This is a genomic window from Nocardia sputi (genome assembly GCF_023501985.1).
The window spans coordinates 20489-44994 of record NZ_JAMFLC010000039.1; the positions used below are offsets into that span (position 1 = coordinate 20489).

At 69.0% G+C, this 24506-nt stretch carries 23 protein-coding genes; 8 read left to right on the plus strand and 15 right to left on the minus strand.

Features of this window, described 5'->3' with window-relative positions:
* Positions 1 to 3: 3 nt before the first annotated feature.
* Positions 4 to 1947: an asparagine synthase (glutamine-hydrolyzing) gene (gene asnB / locus M8859_RS34405; protein WP_249645510.1), complete on the minus strand. Its 1944-nt coding sequence runs from the start codon at positions 1945 to 1947 to the stop codon at positions 4 to 6.
* A gap of 465 nt (positions 1948 to 2412) precedes the next feature.
* Between asnB and ctaC the strand changes: the two genes are divergently transcribed.
* Complete coding sequence (gene ctaC, locus M8859_RS34410; RefSeq protein WP_159927380.1) at positions 2413 to 3444, plus strand: aa3-type cytochrome oxidase subunit II; 1032 nt, start codon at positions 2413 to 2415, stop codon at positions 3442 to 3444.
* Positions 3445 to 3458: 14 nt separating this feature from the next.
* The gene (locus tag M8859_RS34415) at positions 3459 to 3875 is read left to right on the plus strand and encodes a cytochrome c oxidase subunit 4 (RefSeq protein WP_159927143.1); all 417 of its coding nucleotides are present in this window, start codon (positions 3459 to 3461) and stop codon (positions 3873 to 3875) included.
* A 470-nt stretch (positions 3876 to 4345) separates the two neighbouring features.
* On the opposite strand, the gene M8859_RS34420 is transcribed toward M8859_RS34415, so the two are convergent.
* From M8859_RS34420 to M8859_RS34475, 12 genes are all read right to left on the minus strand, one after another.
* A complete protein-coding gene (locus tag M8859_RS34420) occupies positions 4346 to 5623 on the minus strand; it encodes an FAD-binding oxidoreductase (protein WP_159927141.1) in 1278 nt (425 codons plus the stop codon).
* 52 nt (positions 5624 to 5675) lie between these two features.
* The gene (locus M8859_RS34425; protein ID WP_249645511.1) at positions 5676 to 7235 is read right to left on the minus strand and encodes an alkaline phosphatase D family protein; all 1560 of its coding nucleotides are present in this window, start codon (positions 7233 to 7235) and stop codon (positions 5676 to 5678) included.
* 179 nt (positions 7236 to 7414) lie between these two features.
* Complete coding sequence (locus M8859_RS34430; protein ID WP_159927137.1) at positions 7415 to 8146, minus strand: lysophospholipid acyltransferase family protein; 732 nt, start codon at positions 8144 to 8146, stop codon at positions 7415 to 7417.
* 177 nt (positions 8147 to 8323) lie between these two features.
* Positions 8324 to 9334 (minus strand): ROK family protein, encoded by a 1011-nt coding sequence (locus M8859_RS34435; RefSeq protein WP_159927135.1) that lies wholly within the window; start codon positions 9332 to 9334, stop codon positions 8324 to 8326.
* A complete protein-coding gene (locus M8859_RS34440) occupies positions 9331 to 9756 on the minus strand; it encodes a hypothetical protein (RefSeq protein ID WP_195070192.1) in 426 nt (141 codons plus the stop codon). The genes M8859_RS34435 and M8859_RS34440 overlap by 4 nt, the downstream gene beginning before the upstream one ends.
* Entirely contained in the window at positions 9746 to 11056 is a 1311-nt protein-coding gene (locus M8859_RS34445) for an ArsA family ATPase (RefSeq protein WP_283780352.1), read from the minus strand. Before M8859_RS34445 ends, M8859_RS34440 begins: the two co-directional genes overlap by 11 nt.
* Complete coding sequence (locus M8859_RS34450; RefSeq protein ID WP_159927131.1) at positions 11053 to 11490, minus strand: SRPBCC family protein; 438 nt, start codon at positions 11488 to 11490, stop codon at positions 11053 to 11055. Before M8859_RS34450 ends, M8859_RS34445 begins: the two co-directional genes overlap by 4 nt.
* 37 nt (positions 11491 to 11527) lie before the next feature.
* A complete protein-coding gene (locus M8859_RS34455) occupies positions 11528 to 11911 on the minus strand; it encodes a polyketide cyclase / dehydrase and lipid transport (protein ID WP_159927129.1) in 384 nt (127 codons plus the stop codon).
* 29 nt (positions 11912 to 11940) lie between these two features.
* Complete coding sequence (locus M8859_RS34460) at positions 11941 to 13068, minus strand: glycosyltransferase family 4 protein (protein ID WP_159927127.1); 1128 nt, start codon at positions 13066 to 13068, stop codon at positions 11941 to 11943.
* A gap of 101 nt (positions 13069 to 13169) precedes the next feature.
* The gene (locus M8859_RS34465; RefSeq protein WP_159927125.1) at positions 13170 to 14168 is read right to left on the minus strand and encodes a hypothetical protein; all 999 of its coding nucleotides are present in this window, start codon (positions 14166 to 14168) and stop codon (positions 13170 to 13172) included.
* Positions 14169 to 14303: 135 nt separating this feature from the next.
* A complete protein-coding gene (locus M8859_RS34470; RefSeq protein ID WP_195070193.1) occupies positions 14304 to 15329 on the minus strand; it encodes an NlpC/P60 family protein in 1026 nt (341 codons plus the stop codon).
* A gap of 257 nt (positions 15330 to 15586) precedes the next feature.
* Entirely contained in the window at positions 15587 to 16156 is a 570-nt protein-coding gene (locus M8859_RS34475; protein WP_159927121.1) for a C40 family peptidase, read from the minus strand.
* Between the two features lie 595 nt (positions 16157 to 16751).
* Between M8859_RS34475 and M8859_RS34480 the strand changes: the two genes are divergently transcribed.
* Together M8859_RS34480 and M8859_RS34485 are read left to right on the plus strand one after the other, a co-directional pair.
* Complete coding sequence (locus tag M8859_RS34480; protein WP_195070194.1) at positions 16752 to 18779, plus strand: DEDD exonuclease domain-containing protein; 2028 nt, start codon at positions 16752 to 16754, stop codon at positions 18777 to 18779.
* Positions 18780 to 18784: 5 nt separating this feature from the next.
* On the plus strand, positions 18785 to 19060 hold the full coding sequence (locus tag M8859_RS34485) for an Lrp/AsnC family transcriptional regulator (RefSeq protein WP_159927117.1): 276 nt from the start codon (positions 18785 to 18787) through the stop codon (positions 19058 to 19060).
* 33 nt (positions 19061 to 19093) lie between these two features.
* Here M8859_RS34485 and trpD read toward each other — a convergent pair whose 3' ends face one another.
* Both trpD and M8859_RS34495 read right to left on the minus strand, forming a co-directional pair.
* Complete coding sequence (gene trpD, locus M8859_RS34490) at positions 19094 to 20155, minus strand: anthranilate phosphoribosyltransferase (RefSeq protein WP_159927115.1); 1062 nt, start codon at positions 20153 to 20155, stop codon at positions 19094 to 19096.
* Positions 20156 to 20637: 482 nt separating this feature from the next.
* Positions 20638 to 21078: a hypothetical protein gene (locus M8859_RS34495; protein ID WP_249645512.1), complete on the minus strand. Its 441-nt coding sequence runs from the start codon at positions 21076 to 21078 to the stop codon at positions 20638 to 20640.
* Positions 21079 to 21276: 198 nt separating this feature from the next.
* Between M8859_RS34495 and ctaE the strand changes: the two genes are divergently transcribed.
* From ctaE to M8859_RS34515, 4 genes are all read left to right on the plus strand, one after another.
* Positions 21277 to 21888: an aa3-type cytochrome oxidase subunit III gene (ctaE, locus tag M8859_RS34500; protein ID WP_159927113.1), complete on the plus strand. Its 612-nt coding sequence runs from the start codon at positions 21277 to 21279 to the stop codon at positions 21886 to 21888.
* 85 nt (positions 21889 to 21973) lie between these two features.
* On the plus strand, positions 21974 to 22837 hold the full coding sequence (gene qcrC / locus M8859_RS34505) for a cytochrome bc1 complex diheme cytochrome c subunit (protein WP_159927111.1): 864 nt from the start codon (positions 21974 to 21976) through the stop codon (positions 22835 to 22837).
* Between the two features lie 97 nt (positions 22838 to 22934).
* Positions 22935 to 24107 carry a cytochrome bc1 complex Rieske iron-sulfur subunit gene (qcrA, locus tag M8859_RS34510; RefSeq protein ID WP_159927374.1) on the plus strand — a complete coding sequence of 391 codons (1173 nt, stop codon included), beginning with the start codon at positions 22935 to 22937 and terminating at the stop codon, positions 24105 to 24107.
* Positions 24104 to 24506 (plus strand): cytochrome b N-terminal domain-containing protein (locus tag M8859_RS34515; protein WP_249645513.1); only part of this gene is annotated, 403 nt, incomplete at its 3' end. The genes qcrA and M8859_RS34515, both read left to right, overlap by 4 nt.

Here is a 24506-nt window from a genome sequence, read left to right on the forward strand (position 1 = left end):
GGGTCAGAGCGAGACGGGGTAGACCGGCTCCTGGATGTCCGGCTTGATCCGGTTCTCGACGAAGATGCCGTGCCACACCATGAACACCAGCAGCGTCCACAGCCTGCGGCTGTGGTCGGCGGTCCCGGCCCGGTGCGCGACCAGCATCTCGCTGATCGCGGCCTTGTTCAGCAGGTGGTCGGTCTGCGACTCGGCGATCTGCTGCTGCGCCCAGTCGTAGAGTTCGGTGCCGCGCAGCCAGTGCCGCAGCGGAACCGGGAAGCCGAGCTTGGCGCGGTGCAGCACGTGCGGCGGCACGATGCCCTCCAGCGCCTGACGCAGCGCGTACTTCGTGGTCTCCTTGGTGATCTTCTGGTCGAACGGCAGACCCTCGGCGACCTTCAGCACCTCGGCGTCCAGGAACGGCACGCGCAGTTCCAGCGAGTTGGCCATGGTCATCTTGTCGGCCTTGACCAGGATGTCGCCGCGCAGCCAGGTAAACAGGTCCAGGTGCTGCATCCGGGCCACCGGGTCCCAGCCACGCGACTGGGCATACAGCGGCGCGGTGACGTCCTGGTGCGTCCACTCCGGCCGGAACTCGCGCAGCACGGCCCGCAGTTGGGCGTCGTTGAAGCTGCGCGCGTTGCCGTAGTAACGCTCCTCCAAGGTGAGTGAACCGCGATGCAGCAGGCTCTTGCCCCTGGTGCCCTCCGGAATACGGTCCGACAGCTTGCCCGCCAGCCTGCGCAAGCCACGGGGCAGCTTCTCGAAGGGTTTCAGCGACAACGGCTCGCGGTAGATGGTGTATCCGCCGAACAGTTCGTCGGCGCCCTCACCGGAGAGGACCACCTTGACGTGCTTGCGCGCCTCCTTGGCGACGAAGTACAGCGGGACCAGCGCCGGATCGGCCACCGGGTCGTCGAGGTACCAGACGATCTCCGGGATCGCCTCGGCGAACTCGGCGGGGGAGACCACCTTCACGATGTGGCGCGCGCCGATCGCCTCGGCGCTCTCGGCGGCCACGTCCACCTCCGAGTAGCCCTCGCGCTCGAACCCGGTGGTGAAGGTGATCAGCTTCGGGTTGTGCCGCATTGCCAGCGCGGCGACCGCGGTGGAGTCGATGCCGCCGGAGAGGAACGAGCCCACCGTCACATCGGCGCGCATGTGCTTGGCGACGGAGTCCTCGAGCGCCGCGGCGATCTCCCGGTAGCGCGCCGCCGCCGAACTGGAGGTGAACGGCCGCACGGAGAACTTCGGCGTGAAGTAGCGGGTGACGGCCGGAGCCGCGCCAGGTCGCACGGTGGCGTAACTGCCCGATTCCAGCCTTCGCACGTCTTTGTGCAGCGTCTCCGGTTCCGGCACGTACTGCAGCACCGTGTAGTGCTCGAGCGCCCGCGGGTCCAGCGCGTCGCTCAACCCCAGCGCGGGCAGCAGTTCCAGCAGGCTCTTCTTCTCGCTGCCGAAGGCGGTGCCGCCCGGCCCGGTGGCCAGGAACAGCGGCTTGATGCCGAACGGGTCGCGGGCCAGGAACAACTCCTGGGTCACGGTGTCCCAGATCGCGAAGGCGAACATGCCGCGCAGCCGCCGCACCGCCTCCGGACCCCAGTAGTGGAACGCCGCGACGATGGCCTCGCTGTCGCCTTCGGTCCGGAAGATCTTGCCGTCGGGGAATTCGGCGGCGTGCGCGTCCGTGAGTTCCGCCCGCAGCTCCAGGTAGTTGTAGATCTCGCCGTTGAAGGTGAGCGCGTAGCGCTCGGGCTGCTCCGGCGGGCCCCAGCGCAGCGGCTGGTGCGAGTGCTCGATGTCGATGATCGACAGGCGGTTGAAACCGAAGATCACGCGGTCGTCGTGCCAGGTACCGCGCTCGTCCGGGCCGCGGTGACGCACGCAGTGCAAGGCCTCGTAGACCTGCTCCACCGTGCCAGGTGCCGCCTCGTCAGATGCCAGGAATCCGAGCAGTCCACACACGGCGTCGGCAACCTCATTTCTCGCAGTCGGGATACGCGTTCACCGGATGGAACGCAAGGGGACGAAATCTAGTGTCCGAGTATGCCGCACCCACGGGATCCGCGCGTCGTGCGCATCACGTCCCGGCCGGAATCACTGGTGACGGTGACCCGTGCGCGCCCGGTGGGATGTCGAAGCCGACCCGACGACAAAGGGGAGGCGCGTTTGGTCTACGCTGCGTAGTACTCAGGTCTCTCTCAGGCGACCCGCGCGAACGCGCTGGCCCTGGGAGTGCCCTGAAATGAGCTTTGAACGTATCGTCGGGGCCGATCGCAGCCCTGAGGATGCACTGTCGAAATGTGTGGCGACCAGGAAGGCGTGAGCGTGGCGCACAAGGCGAGCGAAGAGATCGGGGCACGACCCGCCCGGGGTCGGCGGTATTCACCCGCCCCGCCGGCTCCGCGGGCCTACCGTCCCCAGGGCCGCATCCTCCGGCGGGCCGGGCTGGCGGTGTCCTTGGGGATCACCGCGCTGCTCGTCTCGGGCTGCTCGATCGACAATGTCTGGCTGCGGTTCGGCTGGCCCTCGGGTGTCACGCCGCAGGCCACCCGGATGCGGGAACTGTGGACCTGGTCGGTCGTCGCCGCGCTGGCGATGGGCGTGCTGGTCTGGGGCCTGACCTTCTGGACCGTCGCCTTCCACCGCAAGAAGGCGGACTCCCCGGAGTTCCCGCGCCAGACCGGCTACAACGTGCCGCTGGAGCTGACCTACACGGCGATCCCGTTCGTCATCATCGCGGTGCTGTTCTACTTCACCGTGGTCGTGCAGAACTACGTGCACGAGAAGGTGGCCGACCCCGATGTCACGGTCGATGTCACCGCGTTCCAGTGGAACTGGAAGTTCGGCTACCGCAACGTCGACTTCAAGGACGGCTACAAGTTCGACGGCATCGACACCACGCGTGAGGCGCTGAGCCAGGAACAGCTCGACGAGTACGAGGAGCGGACGAAGAACGGTCACCCGCAGCCGGGCCCGGTGCACGGCAAGCCGGAGAACGACATCCTCTCCTACCTGCACTACGACAAGGTCGAGACGATCGGCTCCAGCAGCGAGATCCCGGTGCTGGTGCTGCCGACCGGCAAGGTCATCGAGTTCCAGCTCGCCGCCGCCGACGTGATCCACGCCTTCTGGGTGCCGGAGTTCCTGTTCAAGCGCGACGTGATGCCGAACCCGAAGGAAAACCAGTCCGACAACGTCTTCCAGATCACGAAGATCGAGAAGGAGGGGGCGTTCGTCGGCCGCTGCGCCGAGATGTGCGGCACCTACCACTCGATGATGAACTTCGAGGTCCGCGCGGTTACGCCGGAGAAGTTCACCAAGTACCTGGACGCGCGCCAGGCGGGCAAGACCAACGCCGAGGCGCTCGAGTCCATCGGCGAGTCCCCCGTCGCCACCTCCACCACGCCGTTCAACACCAGGCGCGACGTCAAGAGCGCGGCCTCGGCCGAGAGCAAGTGAGGATTTGATCTGACATGAAGATCGAAGCGCGGATTTTCGAACTGCTCACGGTGTTCTTCGTCATCGTGGCGGTGGTCTACGGCTTCTTCACCGGCCAGTCGCGCACCGGCGTCGAGTGGGCGGGCACCACGGCCACCGTGCTGACCGCGGGCCTGTCGCTGATCATCGGCACCTACTTCCGGTTCGTCGCACGTCGTGTCGACCTGCGCCCGGAGGACTACGAGGACGCCGAGATCGTGGACGGCGCCGGTGACCTGGGCTTCTTCTCGCCCGGCAGCTTCTGGCCGATCACCTTGGCCGCCGCCGGTTCGGTGACGGCTCTCGGCCTGGCGTTCTTCCAGTTCTGGCTGATCGGCATCGGCGTCGTCTGCGTCCTGGCCGCCGCCGCCGGTCTGGTGTTCGAGTACTACCTCGGGCCGGAAAAGCACTGAGCTGAAGACTCGCAGAGCGCCCCATCGGAATTCCGGTGGGGCGCTCTGCTCGTATTTCACGGGTCAGCAGCGTGCGTGCGCAACCCCAACCAGGGTGCGCGGCGACTCATCCGTGCCGAAGAAGCACAGAGCCGAGATCCGCCGCTCGAGCCGAGCAGGTCGGCCGCTCACCTCGAGAACGGTCGCGGTGCGGCCTGGCTCGCGGTCGCGGGTCGGCGGGCCGGTCTGGATCGAATCCGCAGGCTGCCACCCGTTCACACGTCTGCGCGCTCAGGTAGCGAGCTCACCGCTGGTCGCAACCACACCAGCTCAACCACAGGTTCCGAGCGAAGCGAGACCGAGCATTGTCCGTTCGCGGCCCGGCTCGCGTCCGAGTGGCCGCCGCGTCCGCGACGAAGTCGCCAGCGGCGGTCGCTCGGACGCGAGCCCCAAGGGGGCCGCGAACACGCAGCGCCGAAGGCGCTGCAAAATCACTCGGCCTCGTACCGCAGCGCGTTCTCCGAGCGGCAGATCTCCTCGATTCCGGACATGATGTCGCGCAGCAGTTCGGAGGGCAGTGCGGCGGGGCGCAGGCGGCAGGTGAAGGTGATCAGGCCGTGGTCTTCGGGGGGCAGGCCGCGGGCGGCGGATTCCGCGCGCAGGTAGCGCGAGCGCACGCCGTAGGTCATCGCCGATATGACGGTGAAGCAGCCCGTGCGTTCCCGGTGCCCGGCGAACAGATCGTGGAGGCGGTAGAACACCGACGTATAGCTCGACAGGGGCGCGAAAACGCCTACCCGGTAGGCGGGACCACGCTCGGACGAGCTGAGGGCTGTGTCGGCCAGATATTCGGCATCGCGCAGGGTCTGGACCTTCGGCGCGAACAACACCGCGCCGGCGGCCGCGTTGCGCACCGGCATGCCCGCCTTTCCGGGTGCGGCGGAGGCGATGGCACCGAGGGATTTCCGCGCCCGCGACCCGACCTCGCGCCGAGCGCGCAGTCCTCGGGTCGGCGCGGTGGGGTACAGGCTCGACCACTGTCCGAAGCGCACGGTGCCCAGCTGCACGTGGCCGGTGCCGACCGGACGCGCCACCTTCAGCGGCGCGGTGTCGACCCAGCGGCCGACTTGCAGCTCGGCGTTGCCGGGCCGGGCGATCTCCGCGTAGGCGTGTTCGACGAAGGAGTCGAAGTCGAGGAACCGGTCGGCGTCGGTGGTCAGCCAGGTGCGGTCCTTGTCGATCTCGATCGCGTCCAGCGTGAGCGCGGTGATGATGCCGGCGCGCCCGCCCGCGCCGAGGATGCGCCCGAAGCGCTCGGTGTGGTGGGTGCGCCCGCAGGTGCCGATGCGCCCGTCGGTGTCCACGTACTCCAGATCGACGATCTGGTCGATGAACAGGCCGTGCTTGTGCGAGGCCGCGCTGACGCCGCCGACCGAGGCGAAGCCGCCCGCGGTGATGTCTCGGTGGTCGCCGACGACGGGCAGACCCAGACCGTGCGCACCGAGCCTGCGGTCGATGTCGGACAGTTTGGCGCCCGCCTGCACCCGGACGGTGCGCCGGCCCAGGTTGATGTCCAGCACCTGATTCATCCGGCGCAGCGACACCACGGTCGGCTGGGCGGGCAGCGTGAGCCCCTCGTCGAGCAGCTCTCCACCGCGCACCATCAGCCGTTCCGATCGGCCGCGTGAATCCCGTACCGTGCGAACGACATCGGCGGTGTCCCGGGGGAGGTATTCCTCGGCGTTGGAGACAGTTTGCGGCGTGCTCATGGCCCAAAAGCTAACCACAGCGCGGCCCGCGCCGCTTCCCCGAACTCGGGGGCTATCGCGAGGCGGGCGCAAGGCTCTTGCTGAACAGGACGGATCCGGCGGCATCGCACAGGTCGACGGTCAGTTCCCTCGACCTTCCGTCGATGCGCACCTCGCCGAAATGCTGAAAGCCGTCCAGCGGCGAACTGTTCTGCGCCGGCGGCGCGTGGACGTAGACCGCTTCCGGGCCGAATGTCCCGTCCAGCTGGTTCGGGCCGAACGCGCCCGCGTTCAGCGGACCGGAGACGAACTCCCAGAACTCGTCGAAGTCGGTGAAGGCCGCGCGCTCGGGCGAATAGCGGTGCGCCGCCGTGTAGTGCACGTCGGCGGTGAGCCACACGACGCCGGTCACTTCGTTCGCCTTGATCGACGACAGCACCTGCGCGATCTCGCGTTCCCGGCCCGACGGCGCACCGGGGTCGCCGTTGGCGGAGCCTTCGTATGCGGTGGTGTTCTTCTGTTCGCCGTCCGGGACGATTACGCCGAGGGGCAAGTCGTTGGCGATGATCTTCCAGGTGGCGGTGGACACGCGCAGGCCGTCGATCAGCCATTGCGTCTGCGCCGGGCCGAGAATGCGGCCGTTGGGTCCGTTGTTGGCGTCGTTGGCGTCCTTGTTCGTGCGCATGTCCAGCACGAAGACGTCGAGCAGCGGACCGTAGGCGATCTTGCGATACAGGCGACCGTCCACCGCTTCTCTCGGCTCCAGCGGCATCCACTCGTGAAAGGCTTGCCACGAGCGGGCGGCGAGGGTGTCCATGCCGCGTTCGGTGTAGCCCTTGGATTCGGCGACGAGTCCGCCGGGGTACCAGTTGTTCACCGTCTCGTGGTCGTCCCACTGCACCACTTGGGCGACCGAGTTGTTGAAGCGGCGGTAGTTCTCGTCGGTCAGGTTGTAGGCGTAGTTACCGCGGAATTGGTCCAATGTCTGCGCGACAGCGCTTTTCGCCTCGCTTACGATATTGCGCCAGATCCGTCCGTCGGGCAGGGCCACCGATTCCTTCAGCGGTCCGTCGGCGTAGATGGAGTCGCCGGAGTGCAGGAACAGGTGCGGGTCGCGGGCGGCCATGGTGGCGAAGATCGTCATACCGCCCAGGTCGGGGTTGATGCCGTAGCCCTGGCCCGCGACGTCGCCGGACCACTGGAGCCTGATGTCCGCCGCGGCGGTGGGCGCGGTGCGGAAGACGCCGGTGACCGGTTCGGAGGTGGCGCCGTCCTCGCCTCGCAGGGTCACCCGGTAGTGCACCAGCTGTCCCGCGGGCAGCCCGTCGACCCGCACCCGGCCGGTGCCGTCGGAATCCGGTGTGAGCAACGGACCGGTGAAACGCTTGGCGTCGGTGAACGATTCCGTGGCGGCGGTTTCCACGATCAACGTGGCGGGACGATCGGCGCGGGCCCAGATCAGTGCGCCGTCCGCGCGTGGGTCGCCCACCGCTACGCCGTGCGTGAGCACCGGTCGCGGCCGGACCAGCCCGGGGCCGCTGTCCGGAGCGCATGCCGCCAGCGCCGGGGCTGCGACGAGTCCGAGCGCGGAGGCCCGTAAGACGGTGCGCCGGGATGGTCCTGAGCCAGTCATGTGGGACACCTTGGCGCAACTACGTCAACGCCACGTGAACGGGCTGGGTCCGTGCGGCCAATAGGCGCTCGGCCTCAGTGCTTCTCGCTGTCGCGTTATCGCTCGCTCAGCGTATCGCCCGGGGCCGGACACGAAACGGCCCCGAGACCGTGCGGTCTCGGGGCCGGAGACGAACTGGATCAGCCCGCGGCGGTGTCGGGAATGCGGACGGACACGGCCGCGGGGCGGCTGCCGCTGGGTACGCCCTCCTTCAGGCTGTGCGCGTAGACGTCGACGTACTCCTGACCGGTGAGCCGCATGAGTTCGTACATGACCTCGTCGGTGACGGCGCGTTCGACGAAGCGGTTGCCGCCCATGCCCTCGTAGCGGGAGAAATCGATGGGCTCGCCGAACTTGACGGTGACCTTCCTGCGGCGCCAGCGGAACGGCCCGGGGGGGCTGACCTGGTCGGTGCCGATGACGGCGACCGGGATGACGGGAACGCCGGTCTCCAGCGCCAGGCGGGCCAGGCCCGTCTTGCCCTTGTACAGGCGGCCGTCGGGGGAGCGGGTGCCCTCCGGGTAGAGGCCGACCAAGCGGCCCTGGTCGAGCAGCTTGCGGGCGGCGTTCAGCGCGTCCTCGGCGGCGTCGGCGCCGCTGCGGTCGATCGGGTACTGGCCCGAGGCGCTGAAGAAGAACTTCTGGAACCGGCCCTTGATGCCGGGGGTGTTGAAGTACTCGGCCTTGGCGAGGTAGTTGATCCGCCGCGGACTCAGCAACGGAGCGAACAACCAATCGGCGAAGGAGAGGTGGTTACCCGCCATAATGGCCGGCCCGTCCGCCGGAATGTTCTCCACACCCTCGACCGTAGGCCGATTGTAGAGATGAATGAACGGTCCCAGCAGCACGAACTTCAGCAGCCAGTAGAACATGACGTCCTTCCCCCGGGACCGGGATAGTAGCGGGCACCTGCGTCAAATCCCGACTTTACCGTTGGTGCAAGATCACATCCAACCGCAGCGGCGAATCTCACCACACTTCGGCCCCCACGCCGACCGATGGTGGACACCGGCGTGTCGCGCCACGCCGCGAGGTCGTGCGCTCCGGCGTCAACGGTGGGTCCGCGCGATCCGCGCGGGCTTGTGCGCTCCAGTGGGCAGGGCCGCCCTGGCGAGATCGGCGGCGCCGATCATGCCCGCGGCCTCCCCGAGCTGGGTGGTCCGGATGCGGGCCAGCGGCCGGTGCCCGGCGCCGGTGATCGCGCGCGCGTACTCCTCGCGTGCCTCGTCGAGGAAAAGCGGCGCCGAACTGCTGACGCCGCCCGCGATGACCACCAGATCCGGATCGAAGATGTCGCTGACGAACGCCAGTCCGAGCCCGAGCCAGCGCGCGAAGTCGGCCATCACCCGTGCCGCGAGCGGGTCACCGTCCTGCGCCGCGCCCGCGACCCGCCGTCCGGTCAGCGAGCCGGGATCGCGTGCTACATCCCTGGCCAGCACCGACCGCACCGGGTCGCTGGCCAGCATCTCGATCGCGGTTTCGGCCAGTGCGGTTCCGCTGCAATACCGCTCCCAGCACCCACGCTTGCCGCACGGGCAGGCCCGACCCTGCGGAACCACTTGCAGGTGACCGAGTTCCGGCGCGACGCCGTGCGAGCCGCGATACAGCTGGCCGTCGATCAGCAGGGCGGCGCCGATGCCGGTGCCGATCGCGATGAGGACCACGTTGTGTCCGCCCGCGGCGGCGCCGAACCGGTATTCGGCCCACATCGCCGCGTTGGCGTCGTGCTCCAGGATCACCGGCAGTTCCAGTCGTTCGGTGAGGCGCTGGGCGACCGGCGCGTCCTGCCAGGGCAGATGCGGGGCGAAGCGCACCGTGGAGCGATCACCGCTGATGAACCCGGCGACCGCGAGGCCGACCGCCCCGATGGGGTGCCTGCCGGACAGGTCGCGCACGGCATGGTCCAGCGCGTCCTCCAGCGCCCGCGCGGAATGCGGCGTCGGAGCCTGGACGGTGTCGAGCACCTCGCCACTGTCGTCGATCACCGACGCCCGGATGTTGGTGCCGCCGACATCGATTCCGACGGTCAGCGGTCGCGTATCGGCCATCTGCTGCGTCATACCTTGATCGTCACGGGAATGTCGACGTAACCGGGGCCTTCGCCGTCCTCGGCGTCCTCGCGTCGACCGTGGCGATGCGGCGCACCGGTTTCCGGGTCGGCGTCGGTGGGCATCACCGGTTCGACCGGCACCCCCGCCAGCGCCTCGCGCAGCACGGTGACGATCGCGGTGCCGTGATCGGCCAGCGCGGCCAGCACGTCGTGGTGCTCACCGCGCACGAGCGCCGCGGCGGCGCACACCGGACACCAGCTGCAGCTGGACCACTCGACCTGACCGTCGGCGGCGCGGCGCAGCACCGGCTCGACCCGTTCCAGCACCGCCTCGGCCAGCAGTTTCAATTCCTCGGCGAATTCGGCGACGCCGTCCGGCGCGGTGCGGCCGTCGGGCCCGTCGCCCTCGGGCGAATGCGGATCACCGGTCATGTCCGTCACTTTCGGACGCGTGCGCCCAGACCCGCGGATCGGGCCGGAAGCGGATCACCAGGAACTCGTCATCGAGTTCGGCGCTGTCGACCGTGCACCGCCGCAATACCGGCGCCAGGCGCACCCGGCGCCGGACACCGTCCGCTCCCACGATCAAATCGTCCTCCACTCGGCCAAGGCGCAACGTGGCGGCGTCGACCACCGGCAGGTGCATGCGCAGCGCGTACACCGACTGCAATCCGGTGCCGGATTCCCGGAGAACCAGCGGTTCGCCGGAACTCGCGTCGACCTCCGTCTGATTGTCGCTCAGCATAAGCGCAGCGTCGCCGGTATCGCCCGCCGACTCCATCGCCCGTGACAGCGCGGCCAGCGAATTCAGCCCGATCGGCTCGGGACCGGTGTGCTGCGCGATCACCACCGGAATACCCGGCATCTTGCTCCGCAAATCCGCGATGACCTCCGATTGCTCGGCCCGCCGGTGCGAATACCACTGCACGGCCGGATGTTCGGCTCCGGCCGGATCGGTGGGCGGGGGGAGGTCGGGCAGCACCTTGTTGACCAGTACGGCGTCCAGCCGCAGGCCAAGCAGCGTCGCGGCGGAACGAACCCGCTCCGATTCGGCCACCGCGACCCGCTCGGGCACCGTGACCAGCCGCGCTCCGGTGCGCCGGTGGTCGGCGAGCAGATCGCGAACCTCCGTGACGGCCATGACGATCCGCTCGACCGTGGCCGCGAGCACGGCGCGGCGCAGGTCGGTGCCGGTGGCGCTCATCGCCCTGGCATGCGGTGGCCACATCCGCTCGACGTAGCCGAGCAGGGTGCCGGGCGCGGTGACGATGCGCAGCATGTCCGCCGACGGCGGGCAGTCGAGGACGATCAGATCCCAGTCGTCCTCGGCGGCGAACTGGGCGATCTCCACCAGCATCAGCAGTTCCTGCACGCCGGGCAATCCGGTCAGCTCCGCCGGGTTCAGCGCGGCGAGATCGATACCGTGCTCGTGCCCGCGGCCGGTCGAGATCATCCGCACTACGTCGCGGAACCGGTCCTCGAGCAGCGCGAGGGAGTCCACCTCGATCACGTCCAGTCCGGGCAGCACGGTGGCGACACCGGTCACGGTGCCCGGGTCGTGCGGGAAACGGAAGCCGAGCGCGTCGCCCAGTGAGTGCGCCTGGTCGAGCGAGGCGACCAGCACGCGACGGCCCGCTCCGGCCTCGGCCATGGCGGTGGCGCACGCGAGCGTGGTCTTGCCTACCCCACCCTTGCCGATGAACAGTTCGACCCGGGTCTGGTGCGCGGTCAGCCTTCGACCCGTTTCTTCAGTTCCTTCAGCGCGGTGTCGGTGATCACTTTCTCGGCCTTGCGCTTGAACATGCCGATCATCGGGATGTTCAGGTCGACGGTCAGCGTGTACACGACCTCGGTGCCGCCGCCCGGCCGATCGATCAGCTCGTAGGTGCCGTTCTGCGCCTTCTGCAGCTCACCGCTGAGCAGCCGCCAACTGACCGCCTTGCGATCGGCGCGCCAGTCGTAGGACAGGACATAGGTGTCCTTGACCACCCCGGCGTCCAGCACGAATCGCGCGGTCCTGGCCAGACCGTCCGGCCCCGCTTCCAGCACCTCGACCGATTTCGCCGCCGAGACCCATTCCGGGTAGGACTCCAGATCGGCGATGACGGACATCACCTGCTGCGACGGGGCCTCGATAACGATCGATCTCTGGGTCCTGTCGGCCATGCGGACAGCGATTCCTTTCAGCGTCGGTGCTGGTGGATCAAGAAAGCGGCGCGGGAGCGACGCCCGCCGGACGACCCGCCTCCAGCCGGGACTTCAGTTCGAACGACATGTTCTTGCCGGCGACCCGGCGTGCCCGGTTGGCCGCGGCGAGCTTGCCAACGGGCAGCGCGGGCCGCGGTTCGGCGTGCAGGAAATAGTGCAGGATCACGCCGTCGAGCGCGGGCTGCAGCCACACCTCCATGGTCCCGGTCAGCGCCCCGGCCACCGACCAGCGGATGCCCTTCTCACCCCGGTCCTCCCGGACCTCCAAGTCCAGGTCCGGCCACCAGCGGCGCCACGTGTTCGGTCCCGCCAGCAGCTCGGCCACGGCGGCCCCCGATGCGGCGACGAAGGTCTGATCTGCGACCTGGATACTGCTCACTCCGCTGAGCGTAGTAGATGCGACGCGGATCACCGCAGCAGCTGTCGCAGGCGCGCGCCCAGGTTGTCCCAGCGCCACTGCTGCTCGACGAACGCGCGCCCCGCCGCGCCCATCCGTGCGGCGGCATCCCGATCCGACAGGATCTCCACCACCGCGTCGGCGATCTGCCGCACGGAGCGGCCGTCCACCACGCGCCCGGTCTCGCCCTCGATCACGGTTTCCGGCGCGCCGCCGGAATTGCCCGCCACCACCGGAACGCCCGACGCGGACGCTTCCAGGTAGACGATGCCGAGACCCTCCACGTCCAGGCCGGCGCCCCGGGTCCGGCAGGGCATCGCGAAGACGTCGGCCAGCGTGTGATGCGCGGCCAGTTCGCCGGACGGGACGCGGCCGGTGAACACCACGTCGTCGTCGACGCCCGCGGCGACCGCGAGGGCGCGCAGCTTGTCCGCGAAGGGGCCACCGCCCGCGATCACCAGCACCGCGCCCTCGACCCGCTCGCGGATCTCGCGCATCGCCAGGATCAGCGCGTCCTGGCCCTTCCTCGGCACCAGCCGGGACAGGCACAAGACGGTCGGACGGTCGCCCAGGCCGTAACGTTCGCGCAGCTCCGCCCGCGCCGCCGGATCCGGACGGAACACATCGGTGTCCACCCCGGGCGGCAGATACTCCATCGCCGCGTTCGCACCGAACGCGGAGGCGAATCGGCGACGGGTGTAGCGGCTGACGTAGGTGACCACGTCGGTGTGCTCGCCGATGGCTCGCAGCGCCTGCCTGGCTCCCGGCACCATCGACCAGCCGACTTCGTGACCGTGGGTACTGGCCAGGATGCGTTCGGCGCCCGCACGGCGCAGCGCCGGCGACATCAGCGCCAGCGGCGCCGCCGCCCCGAACCACACCGTGTCGCAGTTCTCGCTCCGCAGCAGACGCGTGGCCCGGCGCAGCACGAGCGGAGTCGGCAGCATCAGCGTCGTGGGATGGCGAACGACCTGGAATTTCTGTTCGGCATCGAACTTCAGATGACTGTCGCCACGCCAGCGCGGAGCGTAGACAACCAGGTCATCCGGCGGCAGCTCACCGGCCAACGCCTGCAGATACGACTGGATACCGCCCGGCCGCGGCGGGAAATCATTGGTAACCAGCAAAGTTCGGGCCATGCGCAACAAAATACTGTGTCGGATCTGCGCGACTGCGTCGCGGCGTGTTCGTGGCCCCTTGTGGCTCGCGTCCGAGCGATCGCCGCTCGCTCTGTCTCGGCCTACGCGACTGCTCGGAGCCAGGAACGCCAGTCGTCGAGGAAAGCGGTGCGGGTGGTGCCGAGTACTTCGCCGAGGACGAGCTCTTCGCCAGCCGGGTCCTGCTTGCCCGCCGCGATGCGGTGATAGAGCTGGACGAGGCGGGGTTGATCGTATTTCTCGGCGACGAAAGCGCAGATCGACCAGGCGATTTCATAGGTGAGCGCGGCGTCGGGGCCGGAGAAGTCGGCGTCGGCGGGCAGAACCTCGGGGATCCGGCCGGCGTGGGCATGGGCGGTGAGCGTGGGGGCGATATCGGTGAACCGCTCGCCCTGGCCGTGATGCGCGATGTAGTCGGCGAAACCCTCCAGCATCCACAGCGGGGCGCCGTCGACGGTGTCGGCGCGGGCCGCGATGTGGGTGAGTTCGTGCCGCAGCAGGGTGGCCATGCCCTCGGGATCGAGGCGGCGCCCCGCGTCGGGACCGAAGACGACGCGCTGGCCGGTGGGTCGAGTACCCGGCGTGAACGGGTCGGCGACCGAGGCGGCGGCGACTTCGGCGGGCAGGAGGCCGGCCGAGCGCACCAGGGCGGCGAACTCGGACGGGGAGGAGGCGACGACGACGAGCGCGGACTGCGCCCAGCTCGGACCCCACACGTCGGTCACCGCGGCGATGGCGTCGGCGAGCGCACTCTCCAGGACCTCGATGTCGCTCCGCTGGTCGGGGTGCCCGACGACCACCGACTGCCGTCCGTCGCCGGTCGCCACCTCGCGGGCGATGATCGGTCCGAACGGTTCGATGAGGCGCCGCACCTCGGCCAGTCGCGGATCGGCGGCCGCCGCTTGGCCGACGGCCTCGGCGGTGCCGGGTTCGGCGGCCCGCGGTTTCGGAAGCACCGTGTTGGGCAACATGATCAACGCGACACATACGCCGGTGAGCGCCATCACCATCGCGACGGTGAGGCAGAACTCGAAGCGCCGTCGCGCCGACCACCATGCGCGCAAGCTGCGCAAACCGGTCATCGGCACGTCACCGCCGCCGTCACGGTGCCGAGGCCCAGGGTGCCGTATCGACCGCGCGGGTCGGTCACGGTCGCCCGTCGCCGGTCGGTTGTGCCGCGGGTAGTGCAATGCCGCTGATTGGCTCGCTCACGGCGTCTAGTATCGCCGAGCCGAATGGAACGGCGTCGAGCCCATGGGCGCGACCGCGACGGGGACGCCGAAGGTGGAGGCGTGCAGCATGAGACCGTTGCCCGCGTAGATGCCGACGTGCGACATGTCCGAGTAGAAGAAGACGACGTCGCCGGGTTGCAAATCCTTCTGGGCGACGGGCGTGCCGTAACCGGCCTGCTGCGAGCTCGTCCGGGGCACGTTCTTGCCGACCTGCTTGAACGCCCACTGCACCAGGCCGGAGCAGTCGAACTTGTCCGGGCCGGTGGCGCCCCAGACGTAGGGGTCGCCGACGCGGGTGAGGCCCGCCGCCAGCGCGCTGGTGCCGCTGCCGGGAACGAGGCCCTGCAGGAGGGTGTCCCGGTCGAACCCGGGTGGGAACGGCGAGCCGGCCAGGGCCGACTTGTCCTTCGCCGACAGCGCGCCCCAAGCGTGCACCACCTCGGCGATGGCGCCGCCGAGATCGCTGCGCTTGTGTTCCAGATCGATGCGCACGGCCTCGGCCTTCTGCGCGGCGGAACGGGCGGCGTCGGCGGCGGCGCGGGCCGCCGATTCGGCCGCGGTCGCGGCGTCGGTGGCCTTGTCGTACCGGTCGAGCTGTTCGGAGGTCTGCGCCGAGACGACGTCCAGTGTGGACATCTGGTCGAGCAGTTGTTGCGGTGAGTCGCTGACCAGCACGGCGAACAGGCGGTTGGTGCGGGCGCCTTGATAGGCGGCGATCGCGGTGCGGTCGATGACCGGCTGATACCGCCGGATTTCGTCGCGGGCGCGATCGACCATGTCGGTGCTCGCGGCCAGCCGGGCATCGGCGTCACGCTGTACGGCGAGCTTGGCCTCGAGTTCGGCTTCCGCTCCCAGCGCTTGCTGGTTGAGCTGTTCGGACTGACGAGACAGATCGATCATCCGCTGCACGGCTTCGGAGGCCGTCGCTGGGAGGGCGACCGGATCCGCGCCGGCCGGAGCGCCGCTGTAGAGAGCGGCGGCGAGCATCCCGGCTGCCAGCCCTCCTCCCATGAGACGTTTGGTTCGCTGTCTCCGGTGATGTTCAGCCACAGCCCGCAGTGCCCCGTTCTCTCGTGAAGCGATCTCTCGTGAAACCGACGCATCGGCCTTCGTTCGAACCCGTGGTTTGCGAGCCGCGAACCGGGGTAATCAATCGAAGGTCTCGGTTAGGTTACGGAACGGTCCTCGTCGGTGTCCAGTAGAGCACGAAACGATCACAGGGCCGTGGTGCGGTCGGGCCGCGCGGGTGCGGCCCGACCAGCTGCTTCTCAGAAGCGGCGAGCGCCCGCGATCGGCATCGAGGAGATCGGCGCCACCTGCACGGGCGTACCGGAGGTGGCCGCGTGCACCACGTTGCCGTCACCGGCGTACAGGCCGGAGTGGCCGCCGCCGTAGAAGGAGACGAGGTCGCCGGGCTGTAGGTCGTCCACCGAGACGGGGCTGCCCGCGGCGAGCTGCGCGCCGCTGGTGCGCGGCAGTTCGACGCCCGCCTGCCGGTAGGACCACTGGACCAGGCCGGAGCAGTCGAACGAGTTGGGGCCCGCGGCGCCGTAGACGTACGGCGAGCCGACCTTGCTCAGAGCGGCGTCGAGGGCGACTTCGCCGGAGCTCTTGGGCGCGGCGAAGGGAAGCGGAGCGGGACCCGGCAGCTCGACGCCCGGGAGCGCCGGCGGAACCGGGAGTTCGTTCGGGACTTCGAAGGTTCCCACACCGGGGATGGTCACCGGCTGGGCAGACGCGGGCGCTGCCGGAAGCAGGAACGCCCCGAGGGTGGCAGCGCCGACGGCCCCGGCGGCAACAGCGCGCTGTGCGTGACGCTTGACGGCGTTGGTCGTCATGATGCGGTACTCCCAATCTGCCTCACGACGCCGCACCCGGTGGTGCCGCGGACTTCGTCGGCGCCGCACCGGTGGGTGCGGCGGACTCCGTGAGGTCTCGAAAAGGTTACGAACACATCACGGTGATTTGTAAAGGCAGAGGGAATGCGAAAAGGGGTCGCTCAACAATTGGCGGTCGATTCGGTGTGAGATGCGTCCCAGCGCATCACGAAAAGATAACGACTGCGAAATCGCGAGAAGTAAGCCCGCTCCGCGGCCGGATGCAGTGGGTGGAACCGGTTGGTCGCCGCGCGGTGGTCTGGCGAGCGTTTAGGCAGGTCGCAAGGGAAAATTGGCCGTAAATCGCACTACGGTCGCCGGTTTGTACGCTGTAGAGCCACCGGCGGCCGACACGCCCGGCCTAGATCGCTCTCATTTCGATGGACTCGCCGCAATGTTTGATACAGGTTTCTCTGATTTGTGATCTGGATCTCATTTGCGCATTTCTAGATCATTTCCCGGGTACCGCGCTCGAATCCCCCCGGTGTCATTCGGGCATATCAGGGCGCGCTGGGACGCCCCGTTCCTGTCGGACCGTGGCCCTACGCTGCACGCCGTGTCCGACCCCGCGCCGCGCCCCGCCGCTGCCCAGCAACTGGCCTTCGACGAGCTCGACACCCCGCTCTACGACACCACGTTCGTGGTCGTGGACCTGGAGACCACCGGCACCAGTCCCGGGGCGGACGGCATCACCGAGATCGGCGCGGTCAAGGTGCGCGGCGGGGAGGTGCTCGGCGAGTTCGCGACGTTGGTCAACCCGGGACGCTCGATACCGCCCGCCGTCGTGCACGTCACCGGTATCACCACCGCGATGGTGTACGCCGCCCCGCGGATCGAGGCGGTGCTGCCCGGCTTCCTGGAATTCGCGTCGGGCGCGGTGCTGGTCGCGCACAACGCCCGGTTCGACATGGCGTTCCTGCGCGCCGCCGCGGCGCAGTGCGACACCGCGTGGCCGGCCGCGCCGGTGCTGTGCACCGTGAAACTGGCCCGGCGGGTGCTCGGCCGAGACGAAGCGCCCTCGGTGCGATTGAGCTCGCTGGCCCGGTTGCTCGGCGCCGCCACACAGCCCACCCACCGCGCCCTCGAAGACGCCCGTGCGACCGTCGACGTCTTGCACGCGCTCATCGGACGAGTCGGGAACCAGGGCGTCCACAGTCTCACCGAGCTGCTCGACTATCTGCCCGACATCACCCCCCGGCAGCGATCCAAACGCGTCCTCGCGGCCGATCTCCCCGCCGGTCCGGGCGTGTATCTGTTCCGCGGTCCTTCCGATGAAGTCCTATATATAGGGACGGCCGTGAACTTGCGCCGACGCGTCCGTAACTACTTCACCGGTTCGGAGACCCGGGGCCGAATGAAGGAAATGGTGTCGCTGGCGACCCGGGTCGACCATGTGGTGTGCGCGCACGCGCTCGAGGCGGGGGTGCGCGAACTGCGGCTGCTGGTGGCGCACACCCCGCCCTACAATCGCCGGTCCAAGTTCCCGAAGCGGGCCTGGTGGCTCACCCTCACCGACGAGCCGTTCCCCCGGTTCTCGGTGGTGCGGGAACCCACGCGGGACGCCTTGGGACCGTTCAACTCTCGTAACGACGCGGCCGACCTCGGCCTGATCATCGCGGAGTTCACCGGGCTGCGCACCTGCACGACGCGATTGTCCCGGAGGGCGGTGCACGAATGTCCGCCCACGCTCGTCGGCGGGTGTCCGGCGGGATCGAGGGGAAGGGTGTCGGATATGGCGGAGTACGCCCCCGCGCCCGCGCTCGTGCGCGCGCTGTTCGCCGGGCGCAGCGACGCGCCGATCCGCTCCATGCTCGATCGCATCGAAACCCATTCGCGGGCACAGCACTTCGAAGCGGCCGCGCGCGTGCGCGACCGCGCGGCCCGGGTGGTGCGCGCGCTGCGCCGTACACAGCGACTGGCCGCGGTGGCACGCATAGCCGAACTGGTCGCCGCGCATCCCGACGACAACGGCGGATGGGAGTTCGCGGTCATCCGGTACGGCCGTCTGGCCGGCGCGGGCACCGCCCCGCGCGGCGTGCCGCCGATGCCAATCGTGGAACAGATCGTCGCGTCCGCCGAGACCGTGGTTCCGGCAGCGGTTTTCGTCGAGGCACATCCGGCCGGGGAGACGACGCTAGGACACGTCCATGCCGAGCCGACTACGGAACCCCTTGTGACAGCCGGGGCGGAGGCTTTGCACCGCACCACAGCGCCGCATCCGCCCACCGCCGACCCGACGCACGCACAGCGGCAAGAGAATTCGACACCGGCCGCATCGGCGCGCTCGACCCGAGAGATGGCGCCGCTGTCGGAGTCGTCGATGCTCGTCGGATCGCGCCCCGATGCTTCGGATCAGGCCGCCGCGCACCTGGACGACGCCCCACCGTTGCGCGGCGCCTCGCCGGAAGAGGTGGCGCTGGTCGCGCGCTGGCTGGCGCGGCCCGGGGTGCGGATCGTGCGGACCACCGAGGGATACCGCGAGCCGATATTCGGCGCGGCGCGGTGGCTCGGCTGGGCGGATCTCGCCGATGCGGCGGTACGCGCCCAACCGACCGAACAGGCCTACCTCGACCGCTTAGGCTGAGCACCATGATTACCGCGATCGTCTTGATTCACGCCGACAACGGCCGCATCCCCGAGACCGCGCAAGCGGTCGCGGACACCGAGGGCGTCGCCGAGGTCTACTCCTGCGCGGGTGACGTGGACTTGATCGCGATCGTGCGGGTGCGCGACCACGAGCAGATAGCCGAGGTGGTGACCGGCCGGATCGACAAGACGCCGGGCGTCGTGCGCACCACGACGCACATCGCGTTCAAGTCGTACTCGCGCGCCGAAGTCGAAGCCGGGTTCTCGCTGGGCGAGTAGCCCGGCGGGTGACGGCTCGCTCCGTGCGCCGGTTCAGGCGTCGCCGAGCGTCTGCGTCAGCTTCGCCCAGCGCTCCAGCAGCGCGGCGGCGCTGCCCGTGTCGATCGCTTCGGCGGCGCGGTCGATGCCGGCGGCGAGCGCGGTATGCAGGTCCGCCTCCGGATCGCCCGCGCCGCGCGACCAGTCGTAGGTCACGATCGCGGCGGCCGAATTCAGCAGTACCGCGTCCCGTACCGCGCCGGCGCGACCGGCGAACACATCGCGGGCCACACCCGCGTTGACCTCGGCATCACCGCCGCGCAGCGCGTCCAGATCCACGCGGGGGACGCCGATGCGAGTGGGATCGATGGTGGTCCGGCGCGTCCGGCCGCCCGAGACGATCCACGCCTCGGTGGTGTCCGAGGTGGTGATCTCGTCGAGCCCGTCGTTGCCGCGCACCACCAGCGCGCTCGCACCGCGTTCGGCGAACACGCCCGCCATCACCGGCAGCAGTTCGGGGAACGCGCAGCCGACCAGGCCGGCACGCGGCTGCGCGGGGTTGGTCAGCGGCCCGAGCACGTTGAAGACCGTTGGAATGCCGATCTGGCTGCGCGCCGCCCCGGCGTACCGGAGAGCGGGATGGAACACCGCCGCGAAGCAGAAGCCGATACCGACCTCCCGCACACACCGCGCCACCGCCTCGGGGCCGAGGGCGAGCTTCACGCCCAGCGCCTCCAGCACGTCCGCACCGCCGCTCTTCGACGACGCGGCCCGGTTGCCGTGCTTGACCACGGGAATGCCCGCCGCTGCCACGACGATCGAGGACATGGTGGAGATGTTCACCGAGCCGGACCGGTCACCGCCGGTGCCTACGATGTCGACCGCGTCGCCATCGATCCGGACCAGCCGGGCGTGGTCGAGCATGCCCGCGGCCAGACCGGTCAGCTCGGCGGGCGTAGGGCCCTTGATCTTCATCGCGACACCGAACGCGGCGATCTGCGCGGGGGTGGCGTTGTCGGACATGATCTCGTTCATCGCCCACGCCGTGTCGTCCGCGGCCAGGTCGCCACCGTCGGCGAGGATTCCGAGCACCTGGGGCCAGCTGCGCACGCTCATTCCACACATCTCCCGTCACACTGGTTCGCGCACCAGTTTCGTCCGCAAGCAGCCTAGCTGGGTTGTATTTGCCGCGACTGCGTCGCGGCGTGTTCGCGGCCAATGCTCGGTCTCGCTTCGCTCGAAACCTGGAGTCGAGCTGGTGTGGTCCCGTGAGGGGGTAAGCGCACGACGTGGGTTCGGCTGTTGGGTGGGTGGCGGCGGTGTCTGTGGCGTGTGCGGTCGCCACTCGGGCGGGTGCTGGACAGTGCTGGTTTGTCCGGAGGCTGGGTCGCTGGGTGTTCGCGGCTTTGGTGGCTCGCGCCGGAGTGGTCGCCACTTGCTTCTTCGTCGCCCACGCGACGGCCGATCGGACGCGAGCCGGGCCGCGAACGGCACATGCTCGGTTTCGCTTCGCTGGAAACGGGGGTCGGGGTGGGTGGTCGGGTCGGCAATCGCACGACCCAGGTTTCGCCGTCGGCGGTGACGGCGCCGCCGTCTGCTTACGGCTCCTGCTGATGTGGCCCCGGTTGCAAGGCGTCCCAACCGTCGGCGGTGCCGTCGTGGCGTTGGGCGAGGCCGGCCATGCGCGAGCGCTCCTGCGAGCAGTGCAGGGCGTCGAGGAGTTGGACCCGCTGCAGGATGACCGTCTCGAGTGCGTCGGTGCCCGGTCCGCCGACGTGCGGGGCGGGGGTGTATCCGTCCTGCGCGGCGATCGCGCAGACGGTCTCGATGTGCCGTGGTGGGATGCGCAGGTGGTGCCGCAACACCGCTGGTGCGTCCGGTGTCAGGTCGGTCGCGCGCGCCAGCGCGGTCGAACACGCCTCCGCGTCGTCGAAGCTCGACGCGACGACGACCAGATCAGCCTGGTGAAGCTCGAGGGCTGTGCTCCGGTCCCGCCGCCGCAGCCGTCGCCAGAATCGTGCTGCCACATTCGTCTCCATCTCAGGTTCTCCTTACCCGGGCCTGTCATGCTGACCGGGCGTTCGGTCGCGGGTGCGACCGGTTCCAGGGTCCGCCGCGCAGCTCAGCCTGCGCCCCGCCTGGTCGATCACCCGCCCTTCCCTGCGTTTTTCGACACGGAGGAACGAGTTTCGTACCCGGGTACTGGCGTCGTACTACGACGAGTCATACTTACCCCCGTGACGACCGCAGTAGGGACCCCAGGATCGGCCATTACCCAGCGTGTGCATTCGCTGAACCGGCCCAACATGGTCAGCGTCGGTACCATCATCTGGCTGTCGAGCGAGCTGATGTTCTTCGCAGGCCTGTTCGCGATGTATTTCGTCGCGCGCGCCCAGGCGAACGGTAACTGGCCGCCGGAGCCGACCGAGCTGAACCTCAAGCTCGCCGTGCCGGTCACGGCCGTGCTGGTCGCGTCGTCGTTCACCTGCCAGATGGGCGTCTTCGCCGCGGAGAAGGGTGACGTGTTCGGCCTGCGCCGTTGGTACGTCGTCACGCTGGCGATGGGCACGTTCTTCGTCCTCGGCCAGGGTTACGAGTACATGAACCTGGTGCACGAGGGGACGTCGATCTCCAGCAGTTCCTACGGCTCGGTGTTCTACATCACCACCGGCTTCCACGGTCTGCACGTCATCGGCGGTCTGATCGCGTTCGTGTTCCTGCTGGCCCGCACCAAGGTGAGCAAGTTCACCCCAGCGCAGGCCACCGCGGCGATCGTCGTCTCCTACTACTGGCACTTCGTCGACATCGTGTGGATCGGGTTGTTCGCCACGATCTACTTCGTCCGCTGATCGTGGACGCCGCGCCGCCGAGCGGGTGCGGCTGAACCCAAGATCTTTCGCACAAGTCGGTTCCGTCTACTCCAAAGGGACACAGATGAGTTCATCTCCCCCGTCAGCGCCAGAGCCCGCCACGCACGGGAACGGCCAGGCCAGCAAGACGCGCAGGCAGCGCCGCGTTCGCCGTCGCATCGCGGGCGGGCTTGCGCTGCTGGTGGGCCTCGTCGGAGCAGGCTTCCTGGCATCGGCCTTCACGCCGGACCCGCAGCGCGCCACAGCGAACGAGGACCAGTCCGCGCTGATCCGCGAGGGCAGGCAGCTCTACGACACGTCCTGCATCACCTGCCACGGCGCGAACCTGCAGGGTGTCGTCGACCGCGGTCCCAGCCTGATCGGCGTCGGCGAGGCCGCCGTCTACTTCCAGGTGTCCTCCGGCCGTATGCCGATGGCCGCCCAAGAGGCCCAGGCGGAGCGCAAGCCACCGAAGTTCGACGCCCACCAGACCGACGCGCTGAGCGCGTACGTGGCGGCCAACGGTGGCGGCCCGACCGTGATCCGCGACGCCAACGGCGAGATCGCCCAGGAGTCGCTGCGCGGTGAGGACATCGCCCGCGGCTCGGAGCTGTTCCGGATGAACTGCGCGTCCTGCCACAACTTCACCGGACGCGGCGGCGCGCTGTCCTCCGGCAAGTTCGCACCGCCGCTGGGACCCGCGAGCGAACAGCAGATCTACACCGCCATGCTCACCGGCCCGCAGAACATGCCGAAGTTCTCCGACCGTCAGCTGAGCCCGGAGGAAAAGCGCGACATCGTCGCCTACGTCAAGAACGCCACCGAGGAGCACAGCCCGGGGGGCTGGGATCTCGGTGGTTTCGGTCCCGCGACCGAAGGCCTGGCCATCTGGGTGGTCGGTATCACGCTCGTGGTCGGCGCCGCGATGTGGATCGGATCCCGGTCATGACCGGTCAGCGCCCGGAGCAGGCAGCTCGCGTGACCACGGAGGGCGCCCCGGTCATGCCGAAAGGACACAGGTCATGAGCAATAAGGAGCGAGACGACATGGGTCGCCCGGATGAGGGCCACGCGCAGCAGTCGAAGGAGCAGCCGGTGAACGCCACTCCGGCGGAGCCCACCGAGGCGGACCTCGACAAGATGACGCGCGAGGAGCTGGTCAAGCTCGGTACCGAGCGCGACGGCGTCGACGTCGCCTACCGCCGCGAGCGCTTCCCGATCCCGGGCACCCGGGCGGAGAAGCGCGCCGAGCGCGCGGTGAGCTTCTGGTTCGCCGTGTCGGGCATCGCGGCAGCGGCGCTGGTCGGCGTGTTCCTGTTCTGGCCGTGGGAGTTCAAGGGCAAGAACGAGGACGGCCACGTGGCCTACTCGCTGTTCACCCCGCTGGTCGGCCTGACCTTCGGCATCTCGGTACTGGTCATCGGCGTCGCGGTGGTGCTGATCCGCAAACTGTTCATCCCCGCCGAGCTGTCCATCCAGCAGCGGCACGACGGTCCGTCGCCGGAGGTCGAGCGCCGCACCCTGGTCGCCGAGCTGCAGGACGCGCTGGACACCTCCACCCTGGGACGTCGCAAGATGATCACCCGCACCGCGGGCGCGGGCGTCGGTGTGCTCGGCGTCGGTGCGCTGCTGGTGTTCGTCGGCGGCCTGATCAAGAATCCTTGGGCCAAGGGCGACAAGTCGCCGCTGTGGGTCTCGGGCTGGACTCCGGACTTCCCGGGCGAGACCATCTACATCCGGCGCGACACTGGTCGGCCCGACGACGTGGTGCTGGTGCGTCCGGAGGATCTGGACGCGGGCGCGATGGAGACGGTGTTCCCGTGGAAGGAGAAGTGGCGCGGCGACGAGCACGCCACGCTGGACTCCCTGCGCGGTATCCGCAACGCCGTCATGCTGATCCGCCTGCGCACCGAAGACGCGCAGAAGGCGATCAAGCGTAAGGGGCAGGAGAGCTTCAACTACGGCGACTACTTCGCCTACTCGAAGATCTGCACCCACCTCGGCTGCCCGACCTCGCTGTTCGAGCAGCAGACCAACCGGATCCTGTGCCCCTGCCACCAGTCGCAGTTCTCCGCGACCGAGTGGGGCAAGCCGATCTTCGGTCCCGCCGCTCGCGCGCTGCCGCAGCTGCCGATCACCGTCAACGCTGAGGGCTTCCTGGTCGCCAACGGCGACTTCATCGAGCCGCTCGGCCCGGCCTACTGGGAGCGCCGTTCATGAGTCCTTCTGTCGCAGCCCAAGCCAACGAGGCGGACGAGCGGTATCGCGCCGCGGCGTTCATGAAGCGATCGATCAACAAGGTCTTCCCCACGCATTGGTCGTTTCTGCTCGGCGAGATCGCGCTCTACAGCTTCATCATCCTGCTGCTGTCGGGCGTCTACCTGACGCTGTTCTTCGATCCTTCGATGAGTCATGTCGTGTACGACGGCGCGTATCAGCCGTTGCGCGGTGTGACCATGTCGCGGGCGTATGAGACGGCGCTGAACATCTCGTTCGAGGTGCGTGGCGGCCTGTTCGTGCGGCAGGTGCATCACTGGGCGGCGCTGCTGTTCGCGGCGTCGATCATCGTGCATCTGTTCCGGATCTTCTTCACCGGCGCGTTCCGCAAGCCGCGGGAGG